This window comes from Paraflavitalea sp. CAU 1676 (assembly GCF_029223285.1).
Lineage (GTDB): Bacteria > Bacteroidota > Bacteroidia > Chitinophagales > Chitinophagaceae > Paraflavitalea.
This window is the reverse complement of the sequence record NZ_JARHUJ010000002.1, coordinates 633,075-654,255: the sequence shown is the minus strand read 5'-3', so window position 1 is coordinate 654,255 and position 21,181 is coordinate 633,075. Positions and strand designations below refer to the sequence as shown.

Annotated in this window: 13 protein-coding genes; 6 read left to right on the top strand and 7 right to left on the bottom strand. The window is 49.3% G+C overall.

Translation table 11 applies throughout. From position 1 onward, the window contains the following. Positions 1-164: 164 nt before the first annotated feature. The 5 genes from P2H89_RS07275 (at position 165) to P2H89_RS07255 (ending at position 8,257) form a co-directional block, all read left to right on the top strand. Positions 165-770 (top strand): RNA polymerase sigma-70 factor, encoded by a 606-nt coding sequence (locus P2H89_RS07275; protein WP_275825932.1) that lies wholly within the window; start codon positions 165-167, stop codon positions 768-770. A gap of 63 nt (positions 771-833) precedes the next feature. Beyond that, the gene (locus P2H89_RS07270) at positions 834-2,033 is read left to right on the top strand and encodes a FecR family protein (protein ID WP_275825930.1); all 1,200 of its coding nucleotides are present in this window, start codon (positions 834-836) and stop codon (positions 2,031-2,033) included. Positions 2,034-2,226: 193 nt separating this feature from the next. Next, positions 2,227-5,691 (top strand): TonB-dependent receptor, encoded by a 3,465-nt coding sequence (locus tag P2H89_RS07265; protein WP_275825928.1) that lies wholly within the window; start codon positions 2,227-2,229, stop codon positions 5,689-5,691. 10 nt (positions 5,692-5,701) lie between these two features. Further along, positions 5,702-7,552, top strand: coding sequence for a RagB/SusD family nutrient uptake outer membrane protein (locus P2H89_RS07260; protein ID WP_275825926.1), 1,851 nt, complete (start codon positions 5,702-5,704; stop codon positions 7,550-7,552). Positions 7,553-8,014: 462 nt separating this feature from the next. Further along, positions 8,015-8,257, top strand: coding sequence for a hypothetical protein (locus tag P2H89_RS07255; protein WP_275825924.1), 243 nt, complete (start codon positions 8,015-8,017; stop codon positions 8,255-8,257). 18 nt (positions 8,258-8,275) lie between these two features. Here the strand turns inward: P2H89_RS07255 and P2H89_RS07250 are convergent, their stop codons facing one another. From P2H89_RS07250 to P2H89_RS07220, 7 genes are all read right to left on the bottom strand, one after another. Continuing rightward, the gene (locus P2H89_RS07250; RefSeq protein WP_275825923.1) at positions 8,276-9,679 is read right to left on the bottom strand and encodes an SMI1/KNR4 family protein; all 1,404 of its coding nucleotides are present in this window, start codon (positions 9,677-9,679) and stop codon (positions 8,276-8,278) included. 795 nt (positions 9,680-10,474) lie between these two features. After that, on the bottom strand, positions 10,475-10,963 hold the full coding sequence (locus P2H89_RS07245; protein ID WP_275825922.1) for a lipid-binding protein: 489 nt from the start codon (positions 10,961-10,963) through the stop codon (positions 10,475-10,477). An 11-nt stretch (positions 10,964-10,974) separates the two neighbouring features. Further along, complete coding sequence (locus P2H89_RS07240) at positions 10,975-11,658, bottom strand: immunoglobulin-like domain-containing protein (protein ID WP_275825921.1); 684 nt, start codon at positions 11,656-11,658, stop codon at positions 10,975-10,977. An 18-nt stretch (positions 11,659-11,676) separates the two neighbouring features. Next, complete coding sequence (locus P2H89_RS07235; RefSeq protein ID WP_275825920.1) at positions 11,677-13,137, bottom strand: SusD/RagB family nutrient-binding outer membrane lipoprotein; 1,461 nt, start codon at positions 13,135-13,137, stop codon at positions 11,677-11,679. Between the two features lie 15 nt (positions 13,138-13,152). Next, the gene (locus P2H89_RS07230) at positions 13,153-16,398 is read right to left on the bottom strand and encodes a SusC/RagA family TonB-linked outer membrane protein (protein ID WP_275825919.1); all 3,246 of its coding nucleotides are present in this window, start codon (positions 16,396-16,398) and stop codon (positions 13,153-13,155) included. Positions 16,399-16,809: 411 nt separating this feature from the next. After that, on the bottom strand, positions 16,810-18,969 hold the full coding sequence (locus tag P2H89_RS07225; protein ID WP_275825917.1) for a molybdopterin cofactor-binding domain-containing protein: 2,160 nt from the start codon (positions 18,967-18,969) through the stop codon (positions 16,810-16,812). A gap of 3 nt (positions 18,970-18,972) precedes the next feature. Beyond that, positions 18,973-19,428 carry a (2Fe-2S)-binding protein gene (locus P2H89_RS07220; protein ID WP_275825916.1) on the bottom strand — a complete coding sequence of 152 codons (456 nt, stop codon included), beginning with the start codon at positions 19,426-19,428 and terminating at the stop codon, positions 18,973-18,975. A gap of 308 nt (positions 19,429-19,736) precedes the next feature. Here P2H89_RS07220 and P2H89_RS07215 point away from each other — a divergent pair, with 308 nt between their 5' ends. After that, positions 19,737-21,146 (top strand): M48 family metallopeptidase, encoded by a 1,410-nt coding sequence (locus tag P2H89_RS07215; protein ID WP_275825915.1) that lies wholly within the window; start codon positions 19,737-19,739, stop codon positions 21,144-21,146. Positions 21,147-21,181: the final 35 nt, after the last annotated feature.

Sequence of the window (21,181 nt, the reverse complement as noted above, 5' to 3'; positions counted from 1 at the left end):
TCATTGAATGTACATTCAATCATGAGTATTATCAACTGAGGGTTCAATTTTTCACAAAAATCAGTATTAGCCCCAGATACTTAGAAATTCCCCCGGTGCTTTCTTTTTAACCAAAAATCTTTAATTTAGTCCCGGTCTACCCGGAAACGAACTAAACTAACTGCTTGTCTACTCATTCCATCAATGATGTAAAAAGCCTGCTCGTGCAGGTAGCCGAAGGCGATGAACAAGCCTTCGCGCAGCTGTTTAAATTGCACTACAACCAGTTGGGCGATTTCATCTACCGCATTACAGAGTCAAAGCCACTTACCCAGGAAATTGTCCAGGATGTCTTCCTGAAAATATGGATCAACCGCAGCACCCTGCCTGCCATAAGCTGCTTTAAAGCTTATCTTATGGTAGTGGCCAGGAACCATGCCTACAACTGCCTCAAACAGATAGCCCGCGAAAAAAGCCGCCAGAAACAATGGACCGACACCGTCTTACACCAGGCAGTCAGCGGCCAACACGAAACAATGTCTGGTAATACAGCACCCGATGCCGGAAAGCTCCTCGAAGAAGCCGTTGAATTACTGCCACCACAGCAAAAAAATGTATACCTCCTCAGCCGGCAGGAAGGCATCAGCCATGAAGGAATAGCCAAAAGGCTGAACATTTCCCATGGCACCGTCAAAAAGCATATGGTATTGGCCCTTAGGTTTTTGAAGACCCATCTCCGCACCAATATCAATATCCTCATCCTGATTATCACCACTTCTTTTCGCCATTAAAAAAAATATGGCCATCCATTACCTCTTTGGGATATTTCCGTTGTCTTATCATGTTATTATACTATGAATCATTCAAGGCTGGCTTATCTATTTCAGGCTTTTATCCATAAAACTGCAACAGCAGCAGAGCAGGATGAATTAATGGTATGGCTGGAACAACCAGAAAATGAGGAGCGCGCAAAAGAGATGTTGTCCCATACCTGGGAGCAGTACAGCAGCCAAAGCCAGCCATTTACCGAAAGCCAGGGTGAGGAAATGCTATCTGCCATCCTGCAGCAAAGCAGGTCAGGCAAGGTCGCCCCGGTTATTGCCACAAAGTCCGCTTCGATCGGGTGGCGCAGGGTTGCAGCCGCAGCAGCTATTCTACTGGTTATCGGCACAGGTGGTTATTTCTGGCTAACGGGCAGGCAAGCAGGACAATCATCAACCAGCAACCAGCCTGTAGCACAAACTGCCATTGCTCCAGGTAGCGACAAAGCCGTACTCACCCTGGCCAATGGCTCCAGGATTATTTTGGATACTACCCGGCAGGGAACACTCACCCAACAGGGAAACGCTAAGGTCATTAATGTGAATGCGGCTGTATTGGCCTACAATGAAGGAAGCGATAGTAACGAAGAAATTGTATACAACACATTGTCTACCCCTCGCGGAGGACAATACCAGTTGCAGTTGGCAGACGGAACGAATGTCTGGCTCAATGCCTCATCATCCATACGGTTTCCGGTAACCTTCACCGGTAAAGAAAGGAATGTATCCATTACAGGCGAAGCCTATTTCGAAGTGGCAAAAAATGCAGCGATGCCATTTACAGTTACCGTAAAGGATGCCACGGTGAAGGTATTGGGAACGCATTTTAACGTCATGGCCTACGAGGATGAACATACACTCAATACCACCCTGCTTGAAGGATCGGTAAAAATATACCAGGGTGGTCAGAAAAAGTTGCTCCTGCCCGGACAACAATCTCAGATAACAAGATCAGGACAGATAAATATAAAAGAAGCCGATACAGAAGAAGTGATGGCCTGGAAGAACGGCTGGTTTTTGTTTAACTCAGCAGACATTGAAACGATCATGCGGCAGGTAGCGAGATGGTATGATGTAGACGTAGTCTACAAAGGACCAATCCCCGCCGGGCATTTTTCCGGCATAGTAAGCCGCAAAAATAACATCGCCCAGGTATTGAAGATCATGCAGGGAAGCAGCGTGCACTTCAGTATTGATGGCAGAAAGGTAATAGTTACCAGCAATCCACAGTAACACCAAACAGTAAATAAGAATATAGCCAGGTTCAGCACCAGGTTGCGCATGCATGTGCCACATGCACAGGAAATCTTTTGTATAAACCGGCAAACATCGACTGCTCATTGCACATCAACTGCTAAACAATATGAAAAAACGACCACTTGCATTAACCCAGACACCTGCACGGGTTTTCACCAAAACATGGCTGATGATGAGATTAACAGCAATCATGCTCATTGCCTTTTTACAGGTAAGTGCTAAAACGATTGGGCAAACTGTTACCATATCTCAGCGCAACACTACATTGGAAAAAGTATTCAAAGAGATTCATCGCAAAACCGGCTACCAGTTTTTCTACCAGGATGAACTGTTGAGTCAGGCCAAAAAAGTCACCGTCGAGGTCAAAAATGCCACAATACCTCAGGTACTGGAGATCTGTTTCCGCGATCAGCCGCTGATGTTTACGATCACCGAGAACTCTATCACCATCAAGAAAAAGGAAGAAATAAAAACGCCCAACGCTCCGCCACCTGCTCCTCCTGTTGAGATCAAAGGGAAGGTAAAGGACCAGGCTGGCAAACCGCTGCATGGTGTATCCGTGTCGGTATTAGGCTCTAAAACCGGCGTCACTACCGATGAGAATGGGAACTTCACCATCAATGTTCCCGACAATGGAGTATTAACCTTCTCCTTCGTAGGATTCAAGCCGGAAATGGTCCGGATCGGAAAGAACACAACCCTGCTGGATATCGCTATGAAACCCGATGCAGAGGCATTGGCCGATGTTGTGGTCGTAGGTTTTGGAACACAGAAAAAGATATCCGTGGTTGGCGCCATTACTTCCATTGGCACTACCGAGCTGAGGCAAAGCCCCACCACCAATTTATCCAACGCGTTGGCCGGTCGTATGGCAGGCCTCATGGTAAACCAGTTCATAGGTGGCGAACCAGGTGTCGACCAGAGTGAGATCTTCATCCGTGGCATGTCTACCTACAATACCGGCAACAATGCCCAAAAGCCCATTGTAATGGTCGATGGCATTGAAAGGGATTTCCAGTACCTCAACCCTGAAGAAGTGGAAACCTTTACAATTCTCAAAGACGCATCAGCCACAGCGGTATATGGAGTAAGAGGAGCCAATGGCGTTATCCTGGTCACCACCCGCAGGGGTAAGGTCATGGACAAAGCCAACGTTACTTTCAAAGCCGCTACCGGCCTCTCCTCTCCTATCAAGTTTCCGGAATACCTCGGTTCGGCCGACTATGCCATGCTGTATAATGAAGCAATGTTGAATGATAAAAAGTCGGTCACTCTTTTTACACCTGAACAAATAGAAAATTACCGGAAAGCCAAAGGCGATAACTCTGATGGGCTCGGATACGATATCGACCTGTTCGACTATGCCTTTAAGCCAAGTATGCAGCAAGACTACAACCTAAGCATCCAGGGAGGCAACAAGGTCGTCAAGTACTTCGTAATGGCAGGTTATATGAACCAGAATGGTAACTATAAGCACACCAAAGAGGGAAACTATAATACCAACGCCGTGTTCAAGCGCTACAATTTCAGGTCCAATATCGACATCAACATCACCGATAATTTATATGCAAAGCTCAACCTTGGAGGTCGTATCCAGAACAGGATCGCACCCGGCACCACAGCCGCCAGGGTGGTGAACATAGCCAATACACAACCCTCGATTTATCCGGTTATACTCGAGAACAACGATAACCCTCTCAATAAATCGTACATCACCAAACATCCCGAAGGCTTGCTCTTCGGTACACAGTTCTATCGTTACAATATTCTCGGTGAGTTAGCCTACTCTGGTTTCATCAACGAGTACAAAACATTCATGGATGGAAGTTTTGCACTGGGCCACAAGCTCGACTTCATCACCAAGGGGCTCACTTTTGAAGTACAATATTCATACGATATACAGTCCGGCAATACCGTCGACAGAACCATCCCACACGAAACGGAAGGCTACCGGGAATATGGAGGTTATGCTACATTCTTTCCCAAAGACGGAGTCGATGTGTTCATGAATGGCGGGCACTACCAGGGCGCTTATGGCTCACCCCGTCGCGTTGAGAACAATACCATGAACAATGGCTACAATGCCTCGACGCCTCCACCGCAACGCAAGAATAATGTACAGGTTACCTTAAACTATGCCCGTTCATTCGGCCGTCATAATGTATCCGGACTATTGCTGGGAACCCAGCAAAAACGCACCTATCAGAACGACGTACCATTCACCAACCAGGGGCTGGCATTCCGTTCCACGTACAACTTCGATGAACGCTACCTTTTTGAAGTGAATGCAGCCTACAATGGCTCCGAAAACTTTGCCAAAGGTCGCCGCTATGGCTTATTCCCTGCAGTTGCCGCTGGCTGGGTCATCAGCAACGAAGCATTCATGAAAAAATCCTGGGCTATCGACTACCTCAAACTCCGTGGTTCGTTTGGACTCGTAGGTAGTGATCAGCTGCCGGGAGAAAGGTTTGGCTACCTGCAATTCTTCAATGTGGATGGCAACACCTATAACCTGGGCATGGACCTCATCTCCGGAGTACCAGCCAATGTATTTGAGGGTCCGCTCGCCAATCCCGATCTCACCTGGGAAAAAGCCAAAAAGGCCAATATCGGCTTGGAGTTAAGGACCTTGAAGAACAGACTTAGTTTTACTTTAGATGTGTTCAAGGAGCACCGGTACGATATCCTTACACAGCCCGGCACTAATGGCAGTAGGAACCTGTCGGCAGTGGTCGGTCAAAGCTCTCCCCAACTCAACCTCGGCATCGTAGACAACAAAGGCTTCGACCTCGAGGTAGGCTGGAACGATAAAATTGGAAAGAATTTCAGCTATTACATCAAACCCAATGTGTCCTTCGCCAGGAACAAGATCATCTTCATCAATGAAATAGATCGTATTGCACCAAATGGGAAGAATGTGGATTATGCACGTCGCACCGGAAAACGCATCGGGCAGCAATTCGTCTATGTATTTGATCACTTCATAAAGGATCAGGCAGAAGCTGATCAGCTCAATGCCAGCGGTTACCAGAAATGGTATGATAAGTTGATACCCGGAGATGTGGTGTACAAAGACCAGAACGGGGACGGTCAGATCACCGACCAGGAAGACCGCGTAGCGATGGGCAACCCACGCAACCCCGAAATACAGTTTGGCATTCCAGTAGGCGCCTCCTACAAGGGATTTGACGTTAGCTTGCTCTTCCAGGGCTCAACCAGAACTAGCGTACAGTTGACAGAGGCCGCTGCTTACGACTTTCCTACTTATGGCCAGGACATCATTGGTAGGGTAAAAAAGATCCACCTCGATCGTTGGACGCCGTCTACAGCCGCTACAGCTACTTATCCAGCCCTGCATTACGGCACCTATCTGAACAACAAAAATCCCAATAGCTCACTATTCCTGATGGATGCCTCCTACATCCGGCTAAAAAGTGTAGAGATAGGGTATTCTATCCCAAATACGTTCCTCAAAAAGTTTGGTTTTACCAAAACCCGCTTTTACCTCCAGGGATTGAACCTCCTCACCTTTGATAAATTATCAAAATTCGATGTAGATCCCGAAACCAATTCGGGCGGCGACTGGTATCCCATTCAGAAAGTATTTAACATGGGTGTTTACGTAACTTTTTAATCTGCGTATTATGAAAAATAGAAAATACATCTCCTATATAGGGCTCAGTCTTATTGTAATGGCGACCTCCTGCGATAAATTTCTCGACAGGCAGCCCGACAATAAAATAAATGAAGAAACCGTCTTTAGCAATTGGGACAAAGTAAACGGCGAAGCCAACAAACTCTACCGCGAGATGCGCGACCGCGACCGCGGCATCGTAGGCCTGCAAGACTTTTCCATTTCCGGTATCACGGATGAATGTAAGGGAACACAGGTTGAACAAGCCATACCCGATCAATTCAACTTCGGTGGCTTCGGTCCTTCCATTGGCATGCCCAGCAAGGCAAATGGTATGTACTGGAACGATTTCTACAACTCTATCCGCAAAGCCAACGTGTTCATCACCGGCGTGGAAAAATACAAATCACCCGATAATCCGCTCGACACGGGCGACCTCAGGAACAGGGTAGCCGAAGCACACTTCTTCCGTGCCTACTTTCACTGGCTCGCAGCACGCTGGTATGGAGACATTGTGTACATGGACCATGTGGCCGACCTCACAGCTAATGAACAATTCGTTCGGCAGCCCTGGACCGAGTTCGTGAAGAAAATCCTTGCCGACCTCAACTTCGCTATAGAACAATTGCCCGCTCGTCACCGTGACATTGAATATGGAAGAATTGACAAAGGCGCAGCTATGGCCCTGAAAGCAATCGTGCTGTATATGAATGCGAGCCCGCTCTACAATGGTGGCAAATTGCCGGGAAATGATACCCGGGCAGGTAAGGATCAGTATGCGTCCTACGATAAGGGAAAATGGAAACTGGCAGCCGATGCCGCCAAAGCCTTGATGGACCTCAAGCACAACGGCAACTCCAGGTATAGCTTGTATATGGGCAAAGGCAGCGATTTTCAGGCCGAAAGTAACAACAAGGTATATGCCCGCATCAAGCAGATCTATATCGATGGGGCGTCGATCCAAAACGAATGGATATTGATCATCTCCAACAACAAGGCAGAGTCCTGGCAGGGTGATCACATACCTCCCTCCTATGGCGGCGGCTCACGACTCCAACCCCTGCAGGAACAGGTGGATGAATACGAATTTGTCGGCAATGACGGATTTGGTTATGCTACCTACGACCCGCAGGCGGTCGCCAAAGGATGGGACCCCAACCTGCCTTATGACAAACGCGACCCCCGTTTTTATTCCGATATCATGTACCACGGATGTACGTATCAAAACAAGATTATCAATACAGCCACCGGCGCCGATAAGATCGGGGCTAGCAATGCTACTTCTACCGGTTACTACTTACGCAAGTTTTATCATGAAGACTGGAAAAGAAGTGGCAGCTGGCCCCTCCATTTTCCTTCCATCCGCCTGCCCGAGATCCAGTTGATCTATTGCGAGGCTATGAATAAGTACAGTGGCCCCAGCGCAGAGATCTATACGATCCTCAATGCCTTGCGCGCACGTTCATTCATGGCCCCTGTACCACCCGGACTTAATGAGGAAGAATTACACAAATACATACAGCGCGAACGCCGCGTAGAACATTTCTACGAGAACAAACGCTACTTCTATGCCCGTTGGAACCTCGAGTCTGATTCACCTTCGGAGCTCGCCCAGGAAGCAGCCTACAAAGCGTCGCCTACACCTGCCGATGTGTGGCCTTATGCCAGAACGCAAAGAGCTGCGCATGGAATGCGGCCTGTAGCCGATCCTACCGGCACAATGGTAGTAGGGGGAGTGAATTATAAAATGCAGCGCTTCAAACTGGAGAGCAGGGTGTTCACATCTAAGAATTATTATTGGCCGCTGGTAGTCAGTGAGCTTTCCAATGCACCCACATTAAAACAAAGTCCGAACTGGTAACAGTATATACATATTGAAAACTACTCGCAGATCCCTTCAGCCATGAAGGGATCTGCTTTTAATATATGGCACACTAAAGACCAGGGGCATTTTCAATGTGGAGCAGTTGCAGTAATTCGGTAAGTCTAAAGAATCAGCGTTCGCATCAGGAGCTATTTCTTGATCTAAGTATTTCGGATATACATGGTCACCACACCTGTAACGTCTTGAATTTTCGAAAAATCAATCAGCGCGTTTCTTAGGTCATCAGGCGAGGTAGCAGCAACGTGCAAAATTATGCCCAGAGACGGAACGCTTCCTTTAACCAGTTGCTTGGCGTTGCCCAGAGAAATTCTCAATACTAGTTCCTGGCAGTGAAAACACCTTTTTTTTACCCGTACAAAGACGCTTATCGGTGGAAATATTGACACCTACCTTTACTGGGAGTTCTGGATTATTCAATCATCTAATAAAATGTCAATCATGCAAAAGTTTATTATGACAAATTATTTCAAAATCATCATGAGCATTTCTGCTTTTATCCTTTCCGTATCGATATTAATATTCGCAGTTAAAGGGAATGCCGCATATGCGAAAGGCGGCGAACCGAAGTTGCCAGCCCCGTCTAATTTTTATGTTGTATCCGATGGATCACACGCATATAGTATTCAATACAATACGGGATTAGGTAAATGGGAAAGCAAGAGTTTGACCAAACTGCGCTGAGAACATGTTAGGATAACACTAATACTGGTATAACCTCTCCGAATCCTCCAGGTACAACTGTAAAAACTCTTCAAGAGAGTTAGTGATAGGCGTAAATGTATCATGGTATGGAATGATCCCAATTACATACTCGCGCTCGTTGATGTACCGGTAACCATACCACCAGGATCGGGTCATATAGTCGGCAAACACATAGACATTGTCTTTTTCCGGGAGACAGGAAATCCTATTCAAGTCCTTTTCAAGGGTTGTTATTTGCTTTAATTCATAAAATAAAAAGCAATTTTCATCCGTCTCGCTGTAGCCGGGCCAAAAAGGCATCCCATTTACGACCGAATAAAAATGCTTGAAGTCATCCGGTACAGACAACCCATTTTCCTGAATAGTGTTCACAATTGCTTGCGGAGGCACGACCTCGAGCTTGATGCCCTGGCTTTCCCAATAACTGCTGACTTTTTGAATGGTTGTGCCCAGATTTTCAGATATCATATTGCAATGCTTACATTCAGATGTAGATGAACTCCTATTCAAGTCTGCCTCATTGATTTGACTATTCATGGAAGCTGCCAACGCTTCACTATCAACCACATCCTCATCCCTCCTTTCAACCACTCGCTCACCACGCACCTCTCCTACACTTTCCACATCCTCCCCCAGCCGCTCATAATCCACCAATCCTCCCAGCCCACATCCCATCACGCGCATCGCTCCACCTTTCAACACCTCCATTCTCTTCTTGCCCATGCCCAGGTATTCAATACCCACCAGCCACAAAACAAGCTGGCCCTCACCAGCGGCGATCTCATGCTCCGCTTCAAAGGCTGGCCCCGCTTTATTGCCGATCTCACATAGCGTCCCCTCCTTCAAATCACGCTTATAGGTCTTCTTTCCCGCATCCAGGTACAATACTGCACTCACCATCCTGAAATGAGAGGCATTGTCAGGAAGGTTTTTCTTGCGGCGCAACCGAAAACCCGGCAGCTTCACCGTAGCCTTTCCATCCACCAACCGGCAGTTATCCCACAAGGGCACCGGTAGCGCATCGTCCAGCTTATTGTTTTTATTGAACTCATATCCTTGCAACAGCGAGAGATCACCCAACCATACCTTCCGCTCGCCCCAGTCGCTCACAGGGTCCGTATGCGCCACAGATAACAGCCAGGTCGTCATGTTCGACGACGCACGCATCGATCGCACACCGATGGTCAGATTGCCCATGGCATCCCGCAATTGCCGGGCAACCGCCGTCGCACCCTGGAATTCGGCTGCATACCGGCGCGAGCGCATAAACTCTTCACCATATTGCATCCTGCACTCCCGCGGACTGCCCTTCTCTTTAACGAATTGCCCTTCCTCGTTTTCATAATAAGTGAGGCCGCCAACGGAGCCCCTGATCTTGACCGGACCGTAATATCTTGCCATAAATATTAGATTTCTATAAATTTCCGAACTTCCCATGTCGTTTCAAAATGTTCATGTTCATAATGGCGCATTTGTCATATTTTGTCATGACATGACAGGTCTTGTTTGACGTTAACGTGTATTCCCAACGAAAAAAGCAACCCATACAGGTAGCTTTCTGGCACAAATGTTCATCGAAACCGATTACTCCAACACATACACTAGTCCCTGCACCAACACCCGAAAAAGCCGTCGAGGTCTCGTACAGAATTTCCCTGTCGGCCCCGGAGTCTTCAGGAAAAGTGCCCAAACAGGCCGTCAGGAGCACTCGTATAGTAGCTCCATAGTTACTCCATAGTACCTTATGAGATGTTCGTGATCAATTCCCCAGGAAGGCCGGCTCAATGCCGGGAGAAGTCCGGGCCAACACCGGGCCGATCGGCCTCAAATCCAGTACAGACGCTGATTTATTGCGCCGTAAAATGGCGAAAGCAAGCCCACAAAGGGTTTGCTCGAAATGGAGATAATATAGTTTGGAGTCGCAGACATAAAAGAAAGCCTAAAACAAAGCTGGCCACGTATAACTGGCCAGCTCCTCCTAAGATACGAAAAACTATTGGCATAAATCGGTTACATAACCGGTAATACAAACACGAAATCTAACTATTTTGTCATCACGCCGCGATTGCCTTCCTGCTCCAGCCTCGCTGCCTTTCTTCTTCAGTTGCCTCGATGTCTCGACGCATGTCGGGAATGCCTTAACACCTCGATGTCCCGACGCATGTCGGGATTGCCTTGCTGCCTCACTGCCTTCCCTCAATGATCATCCTCCGTAAACCTTGTACGCCGGTACCCATGCAGCTGATAAGTAGTACCCGGGTCGTCCGAGAACTCGGCCTCGAAATAGATACTGTCGGTAACCGCCTGCGACACTGGTCCCTTACTCACGCCCGACAATACCTTACCATTCTTCACCGTCACCTTGATATTGGTGTACTCGCTCTGCGCATCGGTCGCCGAGAAGGTCTGTGCAGTTGGATCCACATCCACCTTGAACTTATAAGGCCACAGGTCCTCATTATCATCCAGCCACATCTTGTTGCCTACGTTGTCCGCCGTATTGTAAGTCCGCAATTCAAAGAAATTGGGTACCACCAGGGCATTGTCTACTGAAAGCTGCACCCACCACTCCCCCGATAACTTTTCAACGGCAGTACCACCAATTTCATCATCCTTTTCGCAGCTGGATAACGTAAAGCCAGCCATCATTGCCAAAAGCAAAACCGTAAAAGATTGCCTGAGCATATAATAAAGTTTTAGAGTTTTTTGAAAGTACGCAGACCATTACCATAACCACCCGCCAGCAAGATCCAGTCTACTGTAACCGGCACCGCTGTAGCGCGGTACACCTCACTTGTCGACTTGATCGTGTTCAAACCTCCAATAGAAGGATCAAAGGCCTGTTGTTTGGGAATGGACACTTTTGTTCCTGTATAGTTCACCAGCTTCACCACGAAGCCCACGCCAGCCGCCGCACCGCCAGGATTCTCTACATCATAGATGCCGCGACCCGTTTTCGTCCAGGTAGAATTCAAACCCGTCAGCTCCCGGTTGTAGGTGCCTGCAAAATTGTTATTGGTAACATCAGCAGCCGTAGACATGATCACCACCGTTCTGAAATCGGTAGCCGTAAACCCATCGGGCGAACTGGCAGAATACTCCAGCTCATACACACCCGGCGTACTGGTATTGACCGTACCATTGGTAGCATAGGTCACCGACTGCCCTTTCAAAAATGCCTCGGCGCCTGGCTCCGTATAAGGCACTCCCTGGTCCTGGATAATGAGCCGCTCTCCTTTGATCGCGATAGAAGGAAAGTCCACCACCTTCGAAATACCCACATAGCCTTCGGGATAATTGAAGTCGGGCTCTTTGGCGCAGGCCTGTAACAACACCAGCACCAGCATGAACATAGACAGCTTTATGATAGATTGTTTCATACAGTTTGATTGAGTTGATTATTTCGCCCACCATACTTTCTTAGTGATCGGCTCTTCCCCAGGCGTATTGATATTGCGGCTTCTTTCTATTTCGGGAAACAACAGTCGTTTGGGAAACAACCCACCGGTAACACCGTTGGCCGAATAAGCAAACTGACCAGCCACATACGTGGGAGCAGTGGAATAAACCGGACTGTTCTTTGGATAACCCGTACGGTTCTGTTCAAAGAACCCTTCCAGGTCGTGCGTACCGGGAAACGAAGCCCACTTTTGCGTACTGATGGCTTCGATCTTTTGTTCCAGCGTACCGCCGTCCGGGAAAGCATAAGCGCCCGTTAGCAAAGTACCCGGTGTCAGGTTCAACTGGGCAAAAGCAGCTGTCACACCTTCATCATACAAAGCCTTCGCGCCGGCGCCGGCAAAATACCTCGCCCGCGCTTCTGCTTGCATCAAATAGGACTCAGCCTTAGAGATAAACCAAACCGGGTCGGTAGCATGTTGCACAAACACCGCCGCCGAAGCATAAGCTGGGTTATTGCTCGTGTAGTCGCCCTGGTGAATAGTACCGGGGTTGGCCGAACCAAAATAACTCACCACCCGCGGATCATTGTTCTTCCGCAGCCAGCTCACGAACGTATAACTGGCGCGCAGGTTGTCATTGGTGTTCAGGCGCCGTATATTCTGTTCATAGAAAGGATTGCTGTAATTGGGCCTGTCCTCGAAAATGGTAATCCCTGCACCATCTTCTAAAAACGGAGCATTGGCCGTGTACAGGGCCGTAATACCCGTTTGCGCTTCACTCGCTTTGGCATTCACCATACGGAGGTACAATTTCAGCTTCAGCGTATTGGCAAAACGTTCCCATTGTGCCATATCCCCGCCAAAGATGATGTCGCTCACTGCATCACTCGCAGAAACACCCACTTTGTAATTCTTCGACATAGCGTTATTGATCTCTCCCAGCAAACCTGTGTAGATGGAATAGCCATCATCAAACTTTGGCTGCAGGTTGGTAGAGCCTCCAAGCGCTTCCGAATAAGGCACCTGGTCATACAGGTCAACGACCACATGGTACGTGTATGCTTTCATCACCGTAGCCATCATGTAAAAAGGCCAGTTGCTTGCTTCCTCCGACAGGTCCTGGACCTTCTTATAATCGATCAGGGCATTGCGGAAAACCTCCCGGTAAGCAATATTGTTATCAGAAGAAACCATATTGTAGGCATCGATAGTACGGTACTGGCTCGCAAAAGCACTCTGCGTATAGTACTGCGACCAAAGTCCGCCCGTGATAGCATACTCTCCGCCTATTTGTCCCGCCGTGCACATAAAGGCCGAAGGCAGCAGCAACTGCGGAGTGGCTTTATCGACCGAAGGATTGTTGGGGTCGATATTGTCTTCCGTGATCTTGCTGCAGCCAGCCATCAGCCCGCAGGCCAGCAACAAGATGTACAGGTTATATTGATTGATCAGTTTCATAAAGACCATTTTAGATTAGAAGGAAATGCGTACAGAGGCACCGTAAGACCGTGGAGTAGGACCAACCCTAAACTCACCAAACTCACTGGCAATATCACGACCGAAGTTCGACGACTCCGGATCGACGATCTTATTGCTCTTGGGCAAACTAACCCACAGGTTTCTTCCTATAGCAGTCACCACGATACGGTCTGCAGAGATCTTCTTGGCCCAGGTACTCGGCAAGGTGTAGCTCAACGTTACATCCCGCAGCTTCAGGAAAGTTTTGTCGAGTATCGTGCGGTCGTAAAACATACCTCTGTTCGAATTCTGATAGTAGTAATCATCCTGGTGCACTTCGTCCAATACGGTCTTATTCTCGGTATACACAGGCTTACCCTGCGCGTCGAACGATTCGTTGACCGAGTTCGGAATAATGAAAGGTTTCCTGCCATTGTACACTGTGCTGTAATGGTTGCCGGTAAACAGCAACAGCTCCGAAGTGCTGGAATAGAACACACCACCCTTACGGTAATCTAAGGAGAAGCCGAGCCGCAGGTTCTTATACGTCAAAGTATTGGAGAGGCCCATGGTATAGTCTCTTTGCGCGGTACCGAAATACACATCTTCCGTAGTTACTGCCGGAAAACCTGTATTGGCATCCACGATCACACGCCCTTCCGGATCTCTGCGTACCGATGGCGCATAGAAAACACCAAGGGGCTGATTGAGTCTCGCTTCCAGGTTCGCGTCATACGCATTGTTGAGCGTAACGCGATCGAGGCCGGTGGGCAGTTCCAACACCTCGTTACGGTTTTGGGTAAACACATAATTGATATCCCAGGTAAATTGTTTCAGCCTTACCGGGGTGATCTGTGCACTCAGTTCAATACCCTGGTTGCGCACCTGACCAAAGTTGAGGGTTACAGAAGTATAGCCCGTGGTAGGCGCGATCGGTACATTGATGATCTGCCCATCAGATACTTTATGATAGTAAGCGATATCGATACCGATGCGGCTGTCCCACAGCTTGAATTCACCGCCCAGTTCCCATTCCCGGCTGATCTCCGGTTTCAGCGTCTGATTACCCAACCTGTCGTTCAATGTATAACCAGGTACGCCACTGAACGGGAAACTGATCTGTCCAAAAGGAAGCAACACGACTTGCGAAGAGATCACGTCATACACACGATAGATGGGAGCATCTTTACCTGTGCGGCCCAGACTGGCGCGTATCTTGGCATAGTTCACGATCTCCTTCACACTGGGGTCAAGCAGGTTCGTGAGCAATACAGAGACGTTGGCACTGGGATAGAAATAACTGTTCTTGCCCTTCGGCAGCGTGGAGCTCCAGTCGTTACGACCGGTGAGCGTTAAATAGAGGAAATCCTTGTAGTTCAGGGTGGCCGAACCAAACACCCCAAATATCGATTGCTTGCTCTTGTAATGCGAACTTTGTGGCGGGTTTACACCATTCGAAATATCGAAGAAACCAGGCAGGGCCAGGTCTTCAATATAGGTATACAACACATCGCTGCCCCGTTCATTGTAATTAGCCCCTGCAATGGCGTCGATATCGAAATCGTCATTGATGCGTTTCTTGACGAGCACATCCAGCTTGGTATCGTATTCATAATATTTCTGCGAGCCTTCCTGTACGCTGCCGATATCGGCCGAACGTGCCGCACTCTCCGGGTTATTGCCGGCATTCCAGCTACCCGGTGTGGGGGCATTCTTATTGCGCCAGGTTTTGGTAGTACTGTTCGAATTGTCGATACCTTGTTGTGCCTGGATCGTAATACCATCCATGATCTTATACTGCAGGTTGATATTGCCGAAGAACCGGTCGTTGCGGCTGCGGCCGCCATTCTCGAACAATGTATAGTAAGGGTTCTCTGCAAAAGGTGTAAAGAAGTTGTCTACATTGAAGAACTTGTTCTTGTAGTCGCGGTGATCCTTTATTGGAATGTCAACCGGTATCTGCAGCAACTGCTCGAAGAAGGAACCGCCTACCCCGCTGGCCGACTGTCCCACTTCCACAAATCGCTGTGCTTTGTTGACGTAGTTGAAAGAACCCTCACCGGTAAACCGGTCGATGCGGGTAGTGGTACGCAACGAAAGCGAGTTACGCCGGTACGAGTCATTGTCGCTCGGCACAATACCATCGCTGAAAGCGTTGCCATACGAGAAGAAGAACGTTGTATTGTTATTACCGCCCTGGAACGAGACCGTGTTGTTGAACTCGCGGCCGGTTTCATACGCATCACGGAAATTATCCTTCACAAAGGAGAAGGGTTTCAGCAATTGCGAATTATCGACCGGGGCACCCCACAAGCGATTAACGCCATCGAGCCGTGGACCCCAGCTGCCATTTTCAGAAGGGATAAAAGAGGCTTCCCATCCCTGACCAAATTGATCCTGCATCTTAGGCAATATCAACGGATCGGAGAAGATGGCCGAAGAGCTAAAGTCGACCTTGAGGCGGCCGCTCTTCCCTTTCTTGGTGGTAATGATGATGACCCCATTGCTGGCCCGCGATCCGTACAAAGAGGTAGCAGCAGCGCCTTTCAGCACCGTCATGCTTTCAATATCATTGGGGTTGATATCGTTGGCCGTATTACCGAAATCGTAACCCGGAACGCCGATGATATCCTGCCCGGTACCCTTATTGTTGGTACCATCGGGATCGATGCCTTCCGAACCCGGCCGCACATCACTCACCGGCACCCCATCCACCACATAGAGTGGTTGGTTGTTGCCACCCAGCGAACTGTAGCCACGCAGGATTACTTTGGTCGAGCCACCCGGGTTACCGCTCACGTTGGAGATATCCACGCCGGCCACCTTGCCCTGCAAGCCATCAAACATACTCACGGGCGAGGTCCGGTTGATATCGTCGGTCTTGAACGTGGTCGTAGAATAACCAAGCGATTTCTTTTCGCGCGATTGTCCCAGCGCAGTAACAACCACCTCGGTGAGCTGTGTAGCGCTTTCTTCGAGCGCAACATCGAAGGTGGCCGAAGCGCCCGGCTTCAATGCTTTTTGCCCATAACCAACAATGCTGAACAACAGCGTGGCATTGGAAGGAAAATTATTGAGGGTGTAACGTCCGTTGGCATCGGTTTGCACAGCAGTTGCACTGCCCTGCACGGTAACGGTGGCGCCCTGGATAGGATTGCCGGTCTTCGAATCGGTGACCTTACCGCTTACCGATCTTGTTTGCGCCTGTAGGGAGGTACAGAAAAACAAGATCGCCACGAGAGAGAATAGAACTCTTCTCATAATGATTAGTTTTTGTCTACCCTGAAATTATCCAGACAAATCCGCTGGCAGAAGCAGTATTACATCGTCCCAAATGGATCAGGAAAGGTTTGCTGATGAGCCATTCAGGGCCATAGCTGCCGCAATAGCTGCGGTAAACAGGCGGTTACAAATTCAGTGTGTACATTGGGGAAATGGTCCGATCCATGAACGAAGGTTTTCGTTGTACGAATGTCGGTCTACATGAATAGTTGTTGTATTATCCTTTTCTTGATCCGTAAACAACAGATTGATTGCAAGTTATAGGCAGAAAATGGTCTATTGATTATCATGAAGCCAGCCAGCCAATTGTACGAAAGGCTGTAATGGCAGATAAAAGGACAGGGCGGCTATCCAGCCGCCCTGTTTATTACTGTCTATGTCAACCTTGACTTAGAATGTCTTCTTTCCACTCGTGCTGGTAAACACATCCGTCTCAAGGAAGGGTTGCGAATACATGCGCTTGCCGGTAGCCTTGAAGATGGCATTAGCAACCGCGCCACCAGTAGGCGGCAAGGCAGGTTCTCCCAATCCCGTAGGGTCGAAACCGCTGTCTACAAAGAACAGGTCGATCTCAGGGATCTCCTTCATACGGATCAGCCGGTAATTATGGAAGTTGTTTTGTTCGGCAGCACCTTCCTTGAAGGTGAACTTGCCATACAACGCGTGGCCCATGCCATCCACGATACCACCCATCACCTGCTGCTGGGCGCCGCCCAGGTTCACCACCTGACCGCAATCGGCTACCGCATAGATCTTCTTCACCACAGGCTTACCTTTTTCAAGCACAACTTCCGCCACCTGTGCTACATAAGAGCGGTGCGAATAGTAAACACTGAAACCCTGGAACACACCTTTCTTTTTACCCCAGCCCGAACGTTCAGCTACGCGCTTTGTAACATCGATCATCCGGTTTACATTATAGTCCGTACGGCCAACAGGTTTGGCCTTAACTTTCTCTAATAACTCCAGGCGGAACTCAACCGGGTCCTTACCCGCCGCCTGCGCCACCTCATCGATGAAAGCTTGTTCAGCATACGCGAGGAAGTTGGTCACTGGTGCACGCCACGCACCAGTGGTGATAGGCGTAGGGTTGTTGATCGTTTCAATCAGCAGATTGTCGATAGCGCCCGAAGGGAAATTATGTTCACGGGTAGTGTTGTTGTCGTTCATACCAACACCCCGCAACTTATAACCGATCATATTGCCTTTATCATCCAGCGCCGCCTCAAAGCGATACCGCATGGCCGAGCGGTACGTGCCACCCATCATATCATCTTCTCTCGACCAGATCAGTTTTACCGGAGCCTTCACCAGCGAAGAAACCTCAGCAGCTTCTACCACATAGTCATTGTACAACCGGCGACCAAAACCACCACCCAACCGGGTAAGCTCCAGCGTGATCTTGTCTTCCGGAATATTCAGCAGTTTGGAAACAGCTGTACGTGCACTGCCCGGGATCTGGCAAGGGCCTACCAGCTCTACCCCATCCTCTTTCACATGCGCAAAGAAATTCATCGGCTCCAGCGGGTTGTGTGGCAGGAACGGACATTGATAATCCTTCTTCACCACCTTAGCCGCATTCTTGAAAGCAGCCTCTACATCGCCATCCTGTCTTTTAACAACAGCTTTGCCATGATCGAGTTGCTCCAGGAAAATTCTATCATGATCGGCAGACGATTCAATATTGCCACTTTTCTCGTAGGTGATCTTCAGTGCTTTCTTAGCCTTCATCACCTGCCAGGTCGATTTGCCCACCACAGCAACGCCATTCTGAGTCTGCACCACATCGATAATGCCTGGCATAGCCTTCACCGCCGTCGCATCGAACGATTTTACCTTGGTACCGAAAGACGGTGGCCGCTGGATCATCGCATACAACATCCCCTCGCGGTAAAAGTCAAGACCATATAATGGCTTACCGGTTAGAATATCTTTATTCGCGACATTCTTCACGGCAGTACCGATCAGTTTGAAATCCTTCTTATCCTTCAGCTTCACCGTAGTGGGCACCGGAATAGCGGCAGCCTCTGTTGCCAGCTCACCATATCCCAGCTTCTTGCCACTGGGTGTGTGGATCACAAAGCTGTCGCTGGCTGTACATTCCGATTCAGGAACACCCCAGCGTTTAGCGGCAGCAGCAATAAGCATGGCGCGTGCGGTGGCGCCGGCCTTGCGCAGCAAGGGCCAGGAATGCGGCACCGCACCACTGCCACCGGTCAACTGGCGGTCAAAGCGTTTATCGAAAGGAGCTTGCAACACTTTCACCTGCTTCCAGTCCGCATCGAGCTCATCGGCTACGATCATCGGAAAAGAGGTCAGGATGTTTTGCCCCAGCTCCGGATTGGGCGAAAAGATCGTAACGATACCATCGGTACCGATCGACAGATAGTGGTTCATCGCCACCGGCGCGGCGCTGGGGGCGGCAGCAAACACCTCGGCAGTTTGTGCCTCAGCGCCGCTCCATTTGAAGCCCAGTACGAGGCCCCCGGCAGTGAACGTGGACCATTTAAGAAAGTCCCTTCTGCTAGTATGTTGTTGAGTGCTTTCCATGTGTTACTTTTTTTTGCTGGCTACTAAAACGGCTTCGCGGATTCTATGATAGGCGCCACAACGGCAAAGATTACCGTGCATCGCACTGGCTACCTCTTCCAGGGTAGGCTTCGGATTAGTTTTGAGGAAGGCGGCAGCAGTCATCATCTGTCCTGCCTGGCAATAACCGCATTGCGGCACGTCTACCTCATCCCAGGCCTGCTGCACAGGATGGTCGCCGTTCTCCGACAAACCTTCGATCGTAGTGATAGGCGATTTAACGGCCGATACCGGAAGGATACACGAACGCACGGCCGCACCATTCATATGCACGGTACAGGCGCCGCACTGTGCAACCCCACAACCGTATTTGGTACCCACCAGGTGCAGGCTGTCGCGCAATACCCACAACAACGGGGTATCGGCTTCTACGTCCACCTGCCGTTCTTTACCGTTTACAGTAAGCTTAAAAAGAGCCATAAGGATTTCATTTTGAGTGCAATAAAGTTAGGCAATTTAAAGGCGTCACAAAGCCCCCATCTTTACCGTTTGTCGAAATAAAGGGCAATTTGGTCTAAATATAAACACGAACCAGCGATTGGCACACCAGCCGCCCACCAGCTACAGGCCCAGACCATCCAAAAACAGTTGGTTAACCCGCACAACAATTCAAACGCCATACAGGGCAATTCAATAATAAATACTACCAATAAACGTTATTCAATCCAGATTGGCGAAACCAGCTATTTTTTAACGTTATTTGCAGCAATAGCAACCAACCCCTCGTTATGAAACCCTGCCAACCGGCCAGCCAAACCTGGTATCCGTTAAGGATACGTCTGCTTTCACTTGTTTGTACGATAACCCTGTACATGACGGTACAGGCGCAAAACCTGCCCTATCAGCCGGCGCAGGAAGATGAAAGCCTCCTGAAGCAACTCTTCACCCAATACGAAGCCCAACACAAGGCCCGCCTGGCCAGCCTGCCCACGCAATACCGCGATGATTATAAAAAGATCTACCAGAGCCGCTGGGAAAATATCAAGGCCCGCTTCGATGATAAGGAGATCCATACCGATAAAGCAGCCCAGCAATACCTCGATGAGCTCGTCAATGAGATCCGCCAGAGCAATCCCGTGCTCATGCACAAGGATTTCCGCTGCTATTTCTCCCGCTCCTCAGTACCCAATGCCAGCTATATCGGGCAAGGCATCATACTGATCAATATGGGCCTGTTTCACCGGCTCGATAATGAAAGTCAGGCAGCCTTCGTCATCGCCCACGAAATAGCGCACTACCTCATGAACCACAGCGAGAACGCCATCAATAATTATGTTACCAGGGTCAACTCGAAAGAGATACAGGAAGAACTGCGCAAAATAAAAGGCAGCGAGTACGGCAAGCGTGAGCAGTTTGAGAAGCTCGTAAAAGGGCTCACGTTCAGCAACCGCCGCCATAGCCGCGACCACGAATCCGAAGCCGATTCCGTAGCGGTAGCGCTCATGAGCAATACCCGCTTTGATCCGCAGGGAGCCGTCGGTACCCTCGCCCTGCTCGATACCATCGACGTCGACCGGTTCAATACCGCCGAAGCGCTGCAGTCCGCGTTCCATAGCCCCGGCTATCCTTTTCAAAAGAAATGGATCGCAAAGCAGCAGGGATTGCTGGGAGGCCATGCCGAGCTCAAAGAAGAGGAGCCCCTGGCCGATTCACTCAAGACTCACCCCGATTGCCAGCTGCGCATTCAACAAGTACAAACCATACTGGCCGGGCAGGCTGCCAGGGCCCGCCAAACCGATGTCATTAGCAAAAGCACGTTCAATAAACTGCGGCAGGAGTTCCGGTATGAGATGGTAGCGCATACCTACAAAGCAAACAATTACACCCGTAGTCTTTACCTCACCATCCTGGTGCTCAAAGAAAACCCGGCCGATCCCTGGCTCATAACCCACGCCGGCAACCTGTTCAACGCCATGTACGATGCACAAAAAGCACATACACTCGGCAGAAGCATCGACCTGCCCGCACCTGGTTATGCATCCAGCTATAATCTGGTATTGCAGTTCGTACAAAACCTGCACCGGGAAGATATGGCCGCCATCGGCTATCATTTCCTGGGCCGTCATCAGGCCACACTAACTGCCTACGCTCCCTTCAAAGAAGCCTATAGTAAAAGCGCCCAGATAGTAAAAGAGTAATTAAACACCCAAAACGAACCACCTAAACAACAGAA

What these genes read in the sequence shown, in the direction of transcription:
- P2H89_RS07260 (WP_275825926.1), top strand. Translation starts at nt 5,702, where the DNA reads ATGAAAAATAGAAAATACATCTCCTATATAGGGCTCAGTCTTATTGTA.
- P2H89_RS07220 (WP_275825916.1), bottom strand. Translation starts at nt 19,428, where the DNA reads ATGGCTCTTTTTAAGCTTACTGTAAACGGTAAAGAACGGCAGGTGGAC.
- P2H89_RS07235 (WP_275825920.1), bottom strand. Translation starts at nt 13,137, where the DNA reads ATGAAACTGATCAATCAATATAACCTGTACATCTTGTTGCTGGCCTGC.
- P2H89_RS07255 (WP_275825924.1), top strand. Translation starts at nt 8,015, where the DNA reads ATGCAAAAGTTTATTATGACAAATTATTTCAAAATCATCATGAGCATT.
- P2H89_RS07245 (WP_275825922.1), bottom strand. Translation starts at nt 10,963, where the DNA reads ATGCTCAGGCAATCTTTTACGGTTTTGCTTTTGGCAATGATGGCTGGC.
- P2H89_RS07250 (WP_275825923.1), bottom strand. Translation starts at nt 9,679, where the DNA reads ATGGCAAGATATTACGGTCCGGTCAAGATCAGGGGCTCCGTTGGCGGC.
- P2H89_RS07265 (WP_275825928.1), top strand. Translation starts at nt 2,227, where the DNA reads ATGATGAGATTAACAGCAATCATGCTCATTGCCTTTTTACAGGTAAGT.
- P2H89_RS07240 (WP_275825921.1), bottom strand. Translation starts at nt 11,658, where the DNA reads ATGAAACAATCTATCATAAAGCTGTCTATGTTCATGCTGGTGCTGGTG.
- P2H89_RS07230 (WP_275825919.1), bottom strand. Translation starts at nt 16,398, where the DNA reads ATGAGAAGAGTTCTATTCTCTCTCGTGGCGATCTTGTTTTTCTGTACC.
- P2H89_RS07225 (WP_275825917.1), bottom strand. Translation starts at nt 18,969, where the DNA reads ATGGAAAGCACTCAACAACATACTAGCAGAAGGGACTTTCTTAAATGG.
- P2H89_RS07215 (WP_275825915.1), top strand. Translation starts at nt 19,737, where the DNA reads ATGAAACCCTGCCAACCGGCCAGCCAAACCTGGTATCCGTTAAGGATA.
- P2H89_RS07270 (WP_275825930.1), top strand. Translation starts at nt 834, where the DNA reads ATGAATCATTCAAGGCTGGCTTATCTATTTCAGGCTTTTATCCATAAA.